This is a genomic window from Pelomonas sp. Root405, from assembly GCF_001425165.1.
In the GTDB taxonomy this organism is placed as follows: domain Bacteria; phylum Pseudomonadota; class Gammaproteobacteria; order Burkholderiales; family Burkholderiaceae_C; genus Pelomonas.
In genome coordinates, this window is the sequence record NZ_LMDU01000001.1 from 1,417,879 (window position 1) to 1,430,361 (window position 12,483).

General features: G+C 67.8%; 12 protein-coding genes and 1 riboswitch. All 12 genes read right to left on the reverse strand.

Annotation, left to right across the window (positions count from 1 at the left end; translation table 11 throughout):
* The gene (locus ASC81_RS06460; protein ID WP_056264382.1) at nucleotides 1–2,133 is read right to left on the reverse strand and encodes a TonB-dependent siderophore receptor; all 2,133 of its coding nucleotides are present in this window, start codon (nucleotides 2,131–2,133) and stop codon (nucleotides 1–3) included.
* Nucleotides 2,134–2,200: 67 nt separating this feature from the next.
* Nucleotides 2,201–2,302: riboswitch (TPP riboswitch) on the reverse strand.
* 85 nt (nucleotides 2,303–2,387) lie between these two features.
* On the reverse strand, nucleotides 2,388–3,473 hold the full coding sequence (locus ASC81_RS06465; RefSeq protein WP_056263914.1) for an NAD(P)/FAD-dependent oxidoreductase: 1,086 nt from the start codon (nucleotides 3,471–3,473) through the stop codon (nucleotides 2,388–2,390).
* Between the two features lie 16 nt (nucleotides 3,474–3,489).
* Entirely contained in the window at nucleotides 3,490–3,813 is a 324-nt protein-coding gene (gene fdxA, locus ASC81_RS06470) for a ferredoxin FdxA (RefSeq protein ID WP_056194839.1), read from the reverse strand.
* Entirely contained in the window at nucleotides 3,810–4,601 is a 792-nt protein-coding gene (gene cobA / locus ASC81_RS06475; protein ID WP_082536290.1) for a uroporphyrinogen-III C-methyltransferase, read from the reverse strand. The genes fdxA and cobA overlap by 4 nt, the downstream gene beginning before the upstream one ends.
* Nucleotides 4,601–5,887 carry a sulfate adenylyltransferase subunit 1 gene (locus ASC81_RS06480; protein WP_056263917.1) on the reverse strand — a complete coding sequence of 429 codons (1,287 nt, stop codon included), beginning with the start codon at nucleotides 5,885–5,887 and terminating at the stop codon, nucleotides 4,601–4,603. The genes cobA and ASC81_RS06480 overlap by 1 nt, the downstream gene beginning before the upstream one ends.
* Nucleotides 5,887–6,852, reverse strand: coding sequence for a sulfate adenylyltransferase subunit CysD (gene cysD, locus ASC81_RS06485; protein WP_056263918.1), 966 nt, complete (start codon nucleotides 6,850–6,852; stop codon nucleotides 5,887–5,889). Before cysD ends, ASC81_RS06480 begins: the two co-directional genes overlap by 1 nt.
* The gene (locus tag ASC81_RS06490) at nucleotides 6,849–7,604 is read right to left on the reverse strand and encodes a phosphoadenylyl-sulfate reductase (protein WP_235533574.1); all 756 of its coding nucleotides are present in this window, start codon (nucleotides 7,602–7,604) and stop codon (nucleotides 6,849–6,851) included. Before ASC81_RS06490 ends, cysD begins: the two co-directional genes overlap by 4 nt.
* On the reverse strand, nucleotides 7,601–8,095 hold the full coding sequence (locus ASC81_RS06495; RefSeq protein ID WP_056263920.1) for a DUF934 domain-containing protein: 495 nt from the start codon (nucleotides 8,093–8,095) through the stop codon (nucleotides 7,601–7,603). The genes ASC81_RS06490 and ASC81_RS06495 overlap by 4 nt, the downstream gene beginning before the upstream one ends.
* On the reverse strand, nucleotides 8,092–9,813 hold the full coding sequence (locus ASC81_RS06500; protein ID WP_056263922.1) for a nitrite/sulfite reductase: 1,722 nt from the start codon (nucleotides 9,811–9,813) through the stop codon (nucleotides 8,092–8,094). The genes ASC81_RS06495 and ASC81_RS06500 overlap by 4 nt, the downstream gene beginning before the upstream one ends.
* A gap of 10 nt (nucleotides 9,814–9,823) precedes the next feature.
* Nucleotides 9,824–10,591, reverse strand: coding sequence for a sulfite exporter TauE/SafE family protein (locus tag ASC81_RS06505; protein WP_082536332.1), 768 nt, complete (start codon nucleotides 10,589–10,591; stop codon nucleotides 9,824–9,826).
* A gap of 124 nt (nucleotides 10,592–10,715) precedes the next feature.
* Complete coding sequence (gene ybiB, locus ASC81_RS06510; protein ID WP_056263924.1) at nucleotides 10,716–11,639, reverse strand: DNA-binding protein YbiB; 924 nt, start codon at nucleotides 11,637–11,639, stop codon at nucleotides 10,716–10,718.
* 61 nt (nucleotides 11,640–11,700) lie between these two features.
* Nucleotides 11,701–12,258 (reverse strand): outer membrane beta-barrel protein, encoded by a 558-nt coding sequence (locus tag ASC81_RS06515; RefSeq protein WP_056263926.1) that lies wholly within the window; start codon nucleotides 12,256–12,258, stop codon nucleotides 11,701–11,703.
* Nucleotides 12,259–12,483: the final 225 nt, after the last annotated feature.

A 12,483-nucleotide genomic window follows, 5' to 3' on the forward strand; every position in this document is an offset into this window, starting at 1 on the left:
TCACAAGCGGACCTCAAGACTTGCACGCAAAGTCCGCGGCGCCAGGGGGTAGAGGTAGCTGTGCTCGAACTGCCAGGGCGACTCGCGCCAGGCGCGGCGGTTGGTGACGTTGTCGACGGCGGCGCGCCAGATCCATGTCTGGTTGCCAGCGCCCTGCGTGTAGCGAAGGCCGGCGTCGGCCACGGTCCAGGCAGGCACGGTGATGCTGTTGTCGGGCGTCGCGAAGCGCCGGCCTTCGTGCCGCAGGCCAGCTTGCACCTGCAGGCCGGGCAGCAGGTCGTGACGCAGTTGTGCCTTGATCGTGGTCTGCGGCACGTTGGGCGGCAGCAGGCCGTTGAGACTGCCGTCGGCACTGCCGCCGCGCCGCGCATGCAGGCGGGTGGCGCTGGCGAACAGCCCGCCGCCGTTCCACTTGAGGTCGGCGCTGGCTTCGATGCCGCGGTGGCGGGCGAAGCCGTCGGCGCGGCGCTCGCAGCTGTTGTCCTCGTCGCAGAAGCTGAAGCCGGGCAGGGCGACGTCACGCCATGCGGGTCGCCGGATGTCGAAGACGGTCAGCGAGCCCTCGACGCGCTGGGTGCCGGTCTTCACGCCGGCTTCGAGCTGGCGGCTCTTCAATGCTCGCAGGGCCTGGCCGGCGTTGACGTAGCGCGGTCGGTTTGGTGTGACCTCGCTTTCTACGCCCTGGCCCCAGCTGGCATAGACCAGCCAGTTGCTGGCGACCGCATGGCTAAGGGCGATCCACGGTGTCGTGACGCTCTGCGTGTAGTCGGTCGGCCGCGAGCCGTCGGTGCGCACGCTTTCGCGATGCAGGCGGGTGTGGCGCAGGCCCAGCCAGGCGGTGGTGTCGGCACCGAGCGCCACGCGGTCGCGCAGGTAGAGCTCGTTGCTGCGCTCGTCACGGTTGGTGTTCTCGTCGGTCAGGTCGGGCGACGGTGGCGTGACGGCGCTGCCGTCGATGTTGCCGGTGCCGGCGTAGTTGTAGGCCTGGCGTTGGAAGCGGCTCTTGAATTGGGTGCTCAGTCCACCGACGGTGACGTCATGGCGCATGCCGGCCAACTGCAGGGGGCCGCTGGCAGAGATGTCCAGCGAGGTGGTGTCGCGACGCTCGTTCTCGCTGCGGAAATCGTAGAGGTCAAAACTACCGTCCGCGCAGTAGCGGCTGTAGTCCTCGACGGCAAAGCAGCCGAAGGGGAAGGCCATGCGGTCATCGGTGCGCAGGCGCTGGATGCCGAGGGCGGCCTGCGCGCGCCAGTCGCCCGTCAGCTTGTGCTGTACGCGCAACGAGGCATGCGTGTTGTCGAAAACAACCGGCAGGCTCCAGGGCTGGTTGTTGAGGTTCAGACGGGGGTCGACGCCCTTGGCGTCGGGCAGGCGGTTGCCGAGCAGGCTGAAACCGGCCTGACTGGGTTGGCTCTGGCGGTTGAACTCGATCTCGGCTTCGACGAGTGTGCCGGCGCCAACGCGCCAGTCGGCTGCCAGTGCGGCGGTGTGCGCCCGGCCATCGCTGCTTCGCAACTGCGGCTCCAGGTGGGCCGCCGCGAGGTTCACGCGCAGGCCGAATTCGCGGCGTGCGCCCAAGCGCTGCGAGTGGTCGATGCTGGCTTCAACCGTGCCGCCCTGGATGGCGCCGAGCGTCAGCGTCGTCGCGTCCTCGGCAAGCGGGCGCTTGACGACGAGGTTGACAAGGCCGGCCGGCGCGCTGGTGCCCGCCTGCATGCCGGAGCTGCCTTTCAGCAGCTCGACGGCCGACTTGTTGGCCAGCGACAGCACGGTCTGGCCGGTCATGGGCAGGCCGTCGCGGCGCAGGTTGAAACGGCTGTCCACGTCGAAGCCGCGCACCTTGAGCTGCGACCAGTAGCCGACCGCGTTGTAGCTGTCGGAGACCGAGGCATCGAGCTTGGTCAGGCCCGAGAGGTCGCTGATGCCCAGGTCGGCCAGGCGCTCGGCGGACAGGCTGATGGCCTGCATGGGCAGCTTGGCCGGCGGGTCGCTGAAGCCGGTGAGGCCCGGCGCGGCCTCGGTGGCCCTGCCAGTCACGCTGACTTGAGGCAAGGTCTGTGCGTGGGCCAGGCCGGCCAGAAGCAGCGCCGTGGCGGCGCCGAGGGTGGAGCGGGTAAGAGTCAGAGTTGCCATCGGAATGCAAAGCGATGGCAGGTCGGCAAACGACAGAGCCCAGGAGCGGGAGACGAAAGATTCGGCCTGGGCTTTCAGCGTGCTTCCCTGCGCGAGGATTACCTCAATCAGGTTCAAAGGGACTGTCTCAGTCGATGGCGCCAGGCCATCAACACCCCTAGCGAAGAGCTGCCAGACACGTCTGGCAACAGGCGGCATTCTAAAAGCAAACGACCCGCAGAGCCGCGGGCCGTTGTCTAGACAAGCGGCAAGCTTCAGTCGAATACCGGGGACTCGACGCCGAGCACCTTGTGCAGCTTCGGGCTGGTTGTCGTGTACTGCAGGTGCACGCGCTTGTCCGGGAAGACATAGGGCGCCGCGCCGAATGCGGCCAGCGCGGTCTCGTGGAAGCCGCTCAGGATGAGCTTCTTCTTGCCCGGATAGGTGTTGACGTCGCCGACGGCAAAGATGCCCGGCACGCTGGTCTCGAACTTCTCGGTGTCGACGACGATCTGCTTGCGCTCCAGCGCCAGGCCCCATTCGGCGATGGGGCCGAGCTTGGGGGACAGGCCGAAGAAGGCCAGCACCTGGTCGCAGGGCACGACGCGCGTGATGCCGTCGTTGCCGGTGATCTTCAGGCCCGTGAGCACGCCGTCGCGCTCGTCGATGCCGGTGGCCTGGCCGACGATGAACTGCATCTCCTGGGCTTCGCAGAGTTCATGCATCCTGGCCACGCTTGCGGGTGCGGCCTTGAAGCCGTCCCTGCGGTGCACGAGGATGATGCTCTCGGCCTTGTGCGGGTTGCCATCCGCATGGCCAGCGCAGAAGTTCAGCGCCCAGTCGAGCGCGGAGTCGCCCCCGCCGATGATCAGCAGGTTCTTGCCGGCAAACTGGGCGGGGCTCTTGACGCGGTAGTGGACCTGCTCGCCTTCGTACTTCTCGATGCCCTCGACCTTCAAGGTGCGCGGCTGGAAGCTGCCGACGCCGCCGGCGATGAAGACGGTCTTGGTCAGGAGCTGCGTGCCCTTGTTGGTCTCGACAACAAAGCGCCCGTCCTCCAGTTTCTGCACGACGGTGACTTCCTGGCCGAGGTGGAAGGTCGCACCGAACGGCTCGATCTGCCTGAGCAGGTTGTCGGTCAGTTCCTTGCCGGTGCACACGGGCACGGCCGGGATGTCGTAGATGGGCTTGTCGGGATACAGCTCGATGCACTGGCCGCCGGGGTAGGCCAGGCTGTCGATGATGTGGGCATTGATCTCCAGCAGGCCCAGCTCGAAGACCTGGAACAGGCCGACCGGGCCGGCGCCGACGATGACGGCGTCCGTCTCGATGGCATCGGGCCTGGTCTGTACTGCCTGCATAGGGAGGAGGGAAAATTCAGCGGATCAGCTCGGGCAGCTTGCCCGTCTTGTCTTTCCACTCGTCGGCGTCCGGCAGGGCGGGCTTGCGCTTGGTGATGCTGGGCCAGCCCTTGGCCAGGTCCGCGTTGATCTTGATCATGTGGATCTGATCGCCCGGCACATCCTCTTCCGGCAGGATCGCGTTGACCGGGCACTCGGGGATGCAGACGGCGCAGTCAATGCACTCGTCCGGATCGATCGTCAGGAAGTTCGGGCCTTCGCGGAAGCAGTCGACAGGGCAGACGTCGACGCAGTCGGTGTATTTGCAGCGGATGCAGGCTTCGGTGACGACGTGGGTCATGAGCGGCTCTGGGAAGTAAGGGGCGCCTTCAGGGGCAATGTTTCGGGCGAAACGACGATTTTACCGGCGGGGCGGATTTGATCCTGGCCCGGCACGGGCAGGGCGCCTGTCCCGACGGTGACGACGGTGGGACGGCCGCGGTGCAGCAGTGCGGCGCGGGCCAGGTCGGCCAGCGCATGTTCGCTGACCAGCGCATCGGCGCAGCCGGCTCGGCTGACGACGAGGGTGGGTGTGCTTTCGGCCCAGCCGGCGGCGAGCAACTGGCGGCCCAGCGCGGCGAGCTGGCGGCCGGCCATGTAGAAGACTTCGGTGTCGGCGGACTGGGCGGCGCGCAGTTCGCCGGCTTCGGTCATCGCTGTGGTCAGCGACACGCTGCGGCCTCGGCCGCGGCGCGTCAGGGGGCGTCCGGCTTGTGCGGCGGCGGCAAGGGCTGCTGTCACGCCGGGAACCACGTCGCTGGCAATGCCGGCCTCGGCCAGCGCGATGAGTTCCTCTTCCAGGCGGCCGAAAATGCTGGCGTCGCCGCCCTTGAGCCGCACGACGAGGGCATGTTCCTGTGCTGCCTTGACGAGCAGCGCATTGATCTCGGTCTGCTTGGCCGAATGCTCGAAACCGCGCTTGCCGACCGAGATCCACTTGGCTTGCGGGGCCAGGTCGCGCAGGGCCGGGTCGGCCAGCGCGTCGGCCAGCACGACGTCGGCCTGCGCCAGCGCACGGGCGCCGCGCAGCGTGATCAGGTCGGCGGCGCCTGGGCCGGCGCTGACGAAGACCACACGGCCGCTGGACATCACCAGGCCTCTTCCGCCGGAGCGGCTTGCACATCCACGAGCAGCGCGCCGCTGGTGCGGTGGCTGGCGGGGTCGACGACGATCAGAGCGCCGCCGACGCGGTTGTCCGCGAAGGGCTCGACGGGCAGCTCGTGCTGCACTTCCATCTGCACGCGGCCAATCGTGTTGACGGGCAGCTCGTGCGCGTCCTGCGGCGTCAGCGTGTTGATGTCCAGCACCGAGTCGATGGCCGAGATGCGTGCCTGCACCCAGCGGTTGCCGTGGCGCACCCAGTACTTGCGGCCGGGCTTGGCGGCTTCGGTGTCCAGCCAAGCCAGCGTCGCGGAAAAGTTCTTGGTGACCGCGGCGCTGCCGGGCGTGACGATCCAGTCGCCGCGGCTGACGTCGAGCTGGCGGTCCAGCACCAGGCCGGCCGAGTCGCCGGCTTCGGCGCTGGGCACGGCTTCGCCGGCCAGCCGGACTTCGGAGACCACGGCGGTCTGCTTGGACGGCAACACCTCGATGGTGTCCCCGGCCTTCACAGCGCCGTGGGCGATGCGGCCCCACAAGACACGCGGCTGGAAGCCAGTGCCGGCCGATTGGTAGGCGTCCTTCTGCACGTACTGCACGGGCAGCGACAGCGGCGCGTCGGCGCGCTCGCTCAGCGTGGGCAGGCGCTCCAGCACCTGCAGCAGGCTTTCGCCGTTCCACCACGGCGCGTCCAGCGGCTGGGTGACGTTGTCGCCACGCAGCGCGCTGACCGGCACGGTGGCGGCGACGTTCAGGCCGGCGGCGGCGGCGAACTTGTCCAGCGCCGTCTTGACCTTCTCGAAGCCCGCGCCCGCGTCGTCCAGCGCGTCGATCTTGTTGATGGCGAACACGATGCTCGGCACGCGCAGCAACTGGGCCAGCAGCGAGTGGCGGCGCGTCTGCGGCAGCAGCGTGACTTCGGCTTCGGTCAGGTCCAGCTTGGTTATGTCCACCAGCACCACGGCGGCATCGCTGCCGGCGGCGGCCGTGACCATGTTGCGCGTGTACTGCTCATGGCCGGGCGCGTCGGCAATGATGAACTTGCGCGTCTTGGTGGCGAAGTAGCGGTAGGCCACGTCGATGGTGATGCCTTGCTCGCGCTCGGCTTCTAACCCGTCTGTCAGCAGGCTCAGGTCGATGGGCCGGCCCGCGGCGCGGCGCTCCAGCGTGTCGAGCTGGTCGGCCAGGATGGCCTGACCGTCGAACAGCAGTCGACCGATCAGCGTGGACTTGCCGTCGTCAACGGAACCGGCCGTTAGGAATCGCAGCGCCTTCATCAGAAATACCCTTCCTTCTTGCGCTTCTCCATCGAAGCTTCACTGGTGCGGTCGTCCATGCGCGTGGCGCCGCGTTCGCTCACCGTCACAGTCAGCGTCTCGGCCACGACCTCGCTCGCATTGGCGGCGGGGCTCTCGACCGGGCAGGTGCAGGTCATGTCGCCGACGGTGCGGAAGCGCACCAATGCTGTTTCGACGGTCTCGCCTTCTTCCGGCGGCGTCACGTCGGTTAGCGGCACCAAGAGGCCCTTGCGGCGGATGACCTGGCGCTGGTGCGCGAAGTACATCTGCGGCAGCGGGATGTTCTCGCGGGCGAGGTAGAGCCACACGTCCAGCTCGGTCCAGTTGCTGATCGGGAAGCAGCGGAAATGCTCGCCCGGGCGGATGCGCGTGTTGAACAGCGTCCACAGCTCGGGGCGCTGCTCCTTGGGCTGCCATTGGCCGAAGCTGTCGCGGTGGCTGAAGATGCGCTCCTTGGCGCGCGCCTTCTCCTCGTCGCGGCGGGCGCCGCCAATCAGGCAGTCAAACTTGTGCTCCTCGATGGTCTCCAGCAGCGTCACCGTCTGGTGGCCGTTGCGGCTTTCCAGCGGGTGGGCCAGGCGGATGGTGCCGCGGGCCATGGAGTCTTCCAGGTGTCCGACGATCAGGCGCTCGCCCATGTCCGCCACGCGCTGGTCACGGAAGGTGATGACCTCGGGGAAGTTGTGGCCCGTGTCGATGTGCACCAGCGGGAAGGGCAGCGTGCCCGAGTAGCCACTCGGATGCGCCGCGTTCTTCATCTTGAAGGCCTTCTCGGCCAGGCGCAGCACGACGCAGGAATCCTTGCCGCCGGAGAACAGCAGGGCGGGGCGCTCGAAGCTGGCCGCCACCTCGCGCAGGATGAAGATGGCTTCCTCTTCCAGCGCATCGAGGTGCGCGTGGTCTACGTCAGCAATGAGTTGTTCGGGTTTCACAGCAGCATTCATGATTTGGCGTGCAGTCCGCATTCCTTGGTCGAGTCTTCCCACCACCAGCGGCCGGCGCGGAAGTCCTCGCCGACCGCGATGGCGCGGGTGCAGGGCGCGCAGCCGATCGAGGGCATGAACTGGTCATGCAGCGGGTTGTAGGGCACGTCGTATTTCTCGACATAGGCCCAGACCTCGGCCCAGGTCCAGTCGGCGATGGGGCTGATCTTGCGGCGGCCGTTGCCGTCGTCTTCATCAAACGCCACATCGCCACGCGCGCCGCTCTGTTCGCGGCGCAGGCCGGTGATCCAGGCGCTGCGACCTTTGAGCATGCGGCCTAGCGGCTCCATCTTGCGGATGCCGCAGCAGGCCTTGCGCAGCTCGATGCTCTTGTACATCGGCTCGTCGCCCTCGCGGGTGACGAACTGGATGACGGCATCGGCCACGGGCTTGAAGACTTCGACCTCGCGGCCGTAGCGCTCATGGATGCGCGGCAGCAGCGCCAGCGTCTCGGGATGCAGCTTGCCGGTGTCCAGCGTCGAGATGGCGATGGGCAACTGGGTGCGGGCGATCAGGTCGGTGATGACCATGTCTTCCACGCCCAGGCTGCTGCTCTGCACCAGGCCGTCACCGTGCTCGATGCTGGCGTCGCGCAGGCGCTGCAGGGCCGCATCGATCTTGGCGTCCAGCGCTGGCGTCCACTTGGCGTAGAGGTCGATGGCATTGCCAGCCGCAGGCGCGGCGGCCCAAGGCAGGCTGCTCACTTCACTCACGCCGCGCTCCGCATGAACCACGGCCGCGTCTCGCCGACGTCGCCCTGGTAGAAGCCGACCGGCGCGAACAGGTCCAGCGCCTTCTGCGCCGCGGCCTGCGACTGGTCGCCGCGCAGCACCACCTCGTCGAAGCCGGTGCGGGCCAGCAACTGCATCATGTCGACCAGTACTTCGCCGCGCGCGCGGATGGCGCCGGTGAATTTGAAGCGGCTGCGCAGAATGTGAGCCTGGCTGTAGGCGCGGCCATCGGTCCACTTCGGGAAGTTCAGCACGACCAGCGCGATGCGGCCCAGGTCGGGCAACAGCTGGTTGATATCGGCGTCGTTCGGAAACTCGATGGCGACCGGCACGGTCTGCGGCCAATGGGCGCGCACGGCATGCCATTGCTCCAGGCTCAGCAGGCGGTTCGGCGCCGGATCGGGATCGGGCTTGGGGCCGTCTTCGCCGACGGCGTGCTTCCATTGGCAGGTGGTGGCGTTGATGAACTTCATGCCGATGCCTTTGCGGTGGACACGCGCACCGCGTTCGCGGCGGTCTTGAAGGGGTCGAGGCCAAGGCGCTTGACGGCGTCGATGAAATGCTCGCCCGCCAGGCGCTCGCGCTTGAAGGTCTCGATGACGGCGTCGATGGCGTCGGCGATCTCGTCGGCCGCAAAGCTCGGGCCGATGACCTTGCCGGCCACGGTCCCGCCCGCCAGCGTCGTGCCGTCGCCGCCGCCCAGCGTCAGCTGATACCACTCGGTGCCGTCCTTGTCGACGCCGAGGATGCCGATGTGGCCGCTGTGGTGGTGGCCGCAGCTGTTGATGCAACCGCTGATGTGCAGGTCGATCTCGCCCAGGTCTTCCAGCTCATCCAGGTCCTGGTAGCGCTCAGCGATCTCGGCGGCCAGCGGCAGCGAGCGGGCGTTGGCCAGCGCGCAGTAGTCACCGCCGGGGCAGGCGATCTGGTCGGTCAGCAGGCCGGCGTTGGGCGTGGCAAAGCCGGCGGCGCGGGCGGCCTCGAACAGCGCGGGCAGGTCGGCCGCCTTGACCCAGGGCAGCACCAGGTTCTGGCGGTGGGTGACGCGCAGCTCGCCGTGGCTGAACTGGTCGGACAGCGCGGCGGCGGTGTCCATCACGTCGGCGCTGGTGTCGCCCGGCGGGATGCCGATGCGCTTGAGGCTGAGCGTGACAGCGCGGTAGCCGGCGACCCGGTGGCCGTGCACATTGCGTTGCAGCCAGCGCGCGAACGCCGGGTCGCTGGTGTCGAGCACGGGCTCGGCGGTGGGCGTGACGCCGGCCGGGCCGACGAAGCAGGCCGCCACGCGGTCCAGCTCGGTCTGGGGAATGAGGTGCTCGTGGCCGCCGGCGTCATCCGCCAGGATGCGCTGGAACTCCGTGTTGACCGCGTCGAAGAACTTCTGCCCCTCGGCCTTGACGAGGATCTTGATGCGGGCCTTGTAGAGGTTGTCGCGACGGCCGGCCAGGTTGTAGCAGCGCACGATGGCCTCGATGTAGACGAGGATCTGCTGCCAGGGCACGAAGGCGTTGATCTCGGCGCCGGGGATGGGCGTGCGGCCCATGCCGCCGCCCACGAAGACCTGGAAGCCGACCTCGCCGGCCGCGTTCTTCTTCAGCTGCAGGCCGATGTCATGCCAGCCGATGGCCGCGCGGTCTTCCGCCGCGCCGCTGACGGCGATCTTGAACTTGCGCGGCAGGTGGGCGAACTCGGGGTGCAGCGTGCTCCACTGGCGCAGGATCTCGCAGTAGGGGCGCGCGTCGACGATCTCGTCGGGCGCGATGCCCACGAAGGCGTCGCTGGTGATGTTGCGGATGCAATTGCCGCTGGTCTGGATGCCGTGCATGTCGACCTCCGCCAGCAACTCCATCACCTCGGCGCTGCGGTTCAGCGGGATCCAGTTGTATTGCAAGTTCTGGCGCGTCGTGAAGTGGCCATAACCGCCCTGGCCGGCAAACGGGCCCTCGGTCACGACGTCGTAGTCGCGGGCGATGCGTGCCAGCTGGCGCAGCTGTCGGCTGGCCAGCTCGCCGTAGGGCACGGCCACGCGCAGCATGGGCGCGTGGCGCTGGATGTACCAGCCGTTCTGCAGGCGCAGGGCGCGGAACTCGTCGTCACCCAGCGTGCCGGCGAGATTGCGCTCCAGCTGGTCGCGGTATTGCGCGGCGCGGGCGCGGACGAAGCGGCGGTCGAAGTCGGTGTACTGGTACATCGAAATATCTTTAGTGGATTACTTTCCAGCCTGCCATCAGCAGCGACACGCACAGCAAGCTGCGCACGACGCCATCCGGCAGGCGGCGGGTCAATTGGGCGCCCAGCCAGATGCCGGGCAGGGAGCCGATCAGCAGCGGCACGAGCAGTGGCCAGTTCACATTGCCGAGCGTGGCGTGGCCAATGCCGGCCACCAGGGTCAGCGGCACGGCGTGGGCGATGTCGGTGCCGACGATGTCGCGGGCCTGCATGCGTGGGTAGATCAGCAGGATGAGTGTCGCTCCGATCGCACCGGCGCCGATGGACGATAGCGACACCAGCACGCCCAGAACCGCGCCGCTGATGACGGTCAGCGCCGGCTTGCGGGCTTCGGGAATCCAGCGCTCCAACCGGAGGCCGAGGGCCTGCCAGCTCTTCTTGAAGGCGACGACGACGGCCGTCAGCAGCAGGGCAATGCCGAGCGAGAACGTCAGTGCGGCGGCCCAGCCCTTGGTGACGCCGGTCAAGTGCATCAGCGCAACGGTGGCCATGGAGGCCGGGATGGAGCCCGCCAGCAGGCGGCGGGTGATGGACCAGTTCACATGGCCGTGGCGGGCGTGGGCCACGGAGCCGCTCATCTTGGTGAGGGCGGCAAACCACAGGTCGGTGCCGATGGCGACCGCCGGGCTGAGCTTGAAGACGGACAGCAGCAGCGGCGTCATCAGCGAGCCGCCGCCCACGCCGGTGATCCCGACGATGATGCCGACCCCCAATCCGCTCGCAATCGCAATCCAGTCCAGCACGCAGGCTCCAAAACTTGGTCTGGGCGGCCCATGCCACCCGAGGGCGCGACTCTAAGTAATGTTGCAGTGCGGCAGAACTACAGAATTCTTGGGCCTATATGCCCATGCTGAATAAGCAACTTCAGTTTGTGGCGAGAAGCCGCAGTGCGGTGACCTGCTCGGCGATGCGCGGGGGCACCGCTTCCGCCCCGTCCAGCATCGCGCGGATGAGCGCGGCGTTCTCGGCCGGTGCGCATGCGGGTGACAGCGCCCAGTCCAGATCCGCTGTGTCGGCCGGGTGCAATGGCACCGTGTTGCCGTCCTGAAAGCCGATCAGATGGGCCTTGCGGCGCAGGTGGGCATAGGCCTCGCCCTCGCTGGCACGCATCAACATGGCGCGGCCGCCGTCACCGGTCAGGCCGGGTAGGGCGGCTGCCATGCTGTCGAGGTACTCGGGATGCGTCACCGCGACGACGCGCACGCCACGGCCGGCGGGAAAGGGGTCGAGCAGCTTGGCCAGGCTGTGCGAGCTGTTGCGCACGCCCAGGCGGGGGCGCAGGGCCATCAGCGCGTTCAAGCCTGGGTTGAGCATTTGCAAAGGCAGGACGGCGAGTTTGTCGCGCGCCAGCCGCTGTTCGGCATCGGCCGGCGTCGCGCTGGCGGGCAGGCCGAGGGCGTCCAGCAGCTCAAAAGGGCTGTGGCGACTGTCAAAGTCATGCCGGCCGAAGATCAGCACCGGCACGCCCTCGCGGGCTAGCAAATGGGCCACCAGCGGCATCAGGTTGGCCTGCTTGCGCGCGCCGTTGAAGCTGGGCAGCAGCACGGTGCGCGGGCCTGCCGGCGCCGCCATTGGCACGGTACGCGCCTGCATGGCTGCGAGGAAGCCGGCCACTTCATCGGCGCTTTCGCCTTTCACGCGCAGCGCGATCAGCATGGCACCCAGCTCCATGTCGGGCACGCGGCCGTCGAGCATCTCGCCGAACAGCTCTTCGGCCTGGGCGCGCGTCAGGTCGCGTGCGCCACGGGCACCGCGGCCCATTTCCTTGATCAGCGGGGCGTAGTTCATGGCGCCCAGTGTAGGAATGACAAGGGCCGCACGCGGCGGCCCCTTGGTCAGAGCCGCCGGCTTAGAACGCGAAGCTTGCGGCGAGTGACATCAGGCGCAGCGTGCCCTTTTCGCCAGCGAAGTGGGCTTCGGTCGTATCGACGCCCAGTTCCAGCTTGACGGTCTGGGTGATGGCATAGGTAACGCCAAGTCCAGCGTAGACCTTGGCCTTGCTTTCGGCTTTGGAGCCGCTCAGCGCGCCGACGTTGGCGCTGGCCTGGGTCTTCACCCGAGCGACGCCCAGGCGGAAGTTGAGGCCCCAGTCGGTGCTCAGTGGCAGCGCGAAGGCAGTGCCCAACGCGATGGCGGTCGGCTTGATGGCGGCGGACATCGTGCCGTCCGCACCCTTGAATTTGCCGAAGGCCATGTAGCTGGCTTCCAGGCTGAAGCCATTGCCGAAGTTGTAGCCGCCAAACAGCTTGGCGCCGGTGTCCCGCGTGTCGCAGCTGGTCGTGCCCGTGCAGTCGAGATTGATGTGCGTGGCACCGCCGGCGGTGCCGATGTAGCCATGGGCCTGCGGGTCGGCGTGGGCGGCCGTGGCGGCGAACAGTGCGGCCAGGACGATGGCTTGCTTCTTCATGAAAATCTTCCCTGTGGTTCTTGATGGATGGGCCGAGCTGGGTGGCCGGCCCGCCTTGCCTCGTTTGAAGCGGGCCCGCATGCTAGGGGTTCCGCGCGAGGCGACCGGCGAGCGCTGTCGTGGAGAAGCGACGCAGGTGAATAAGCCCGTGCGACCGCCTTGTTAGCGTGATCTGCGCTGACCGGCTGGCGGCTGACGCGGGGATACTGGCTTGAACTCGGTCCG

Coding starts and splice junctions, on each gene's coding strand:
- ASC81_RS06500 (WP_056263922.1), bottom strand. CDS start 9,813: ATGTACCAGTACACCGACTTCGACCGCCGCTTCGTCCGCGCCCGCGCC.
- ASC81_RS06460 (WP_056264382.1), bottom strand. CDS start 2,133: ATGGCAACTCTGACTCTTACCCGCTCCACCCTCGGCGCCGCCACGGCG.
- cysD (WP_056263918.1), bottom strand. CDS start 6,852: ATGAATGCTGCTGTGAAACCCGAACAACTCATTGCTGACGTAGACCAC.
- cobA (WP_082536290.1), bottom strand. CDS start 4,601: ATGTCCAGCGGCCGTGTGGTCTTCGTCAGCGCCGGCCCAGGCGCCGCC.
- ASC81_RS06465 (WP_056263914.1), bottom strand. CDS start 3,473: ATGCAGGCAGTACAGACCAGGCCCGATGCCATCGAGACGGACGCCGTC.
- ASC81_RS06515 (WP_056263926.1), bottom strand. CDS start 12,258: ATGAAGAAGCAAGCCATCGTCCTGGCCGCACTGTTCGCCGCCACGGCC.
- fdxA (WP_056194839.1), bottom strand. CDS start 3,813: ATGACCCACGTCGTCACCGAAGCCTGCATCCGCTGCAAATACACCGAC.
- ybiB (WP_056263924.1), bottom strand. CDS start 11,639: ATGAACTACGCCCCGCTGATCAAGGAAATGGGCCGCGGTGCCCGTGGC.
- ASC81_RS06480 (WP_056263917.1), bottom strand. CDS start 5,887: ATGAAGGCGCTGCGATTCCTAACGGCCGGTTCCGTTGACGACGGCAAG.
- ASC81_RS06495 (WP_056263920.1), bottom strand. CDS start 8,095: ATGAAGTTCATCAACGCCACCACCTGCCAATGGAAGCACGCCGTCGGC.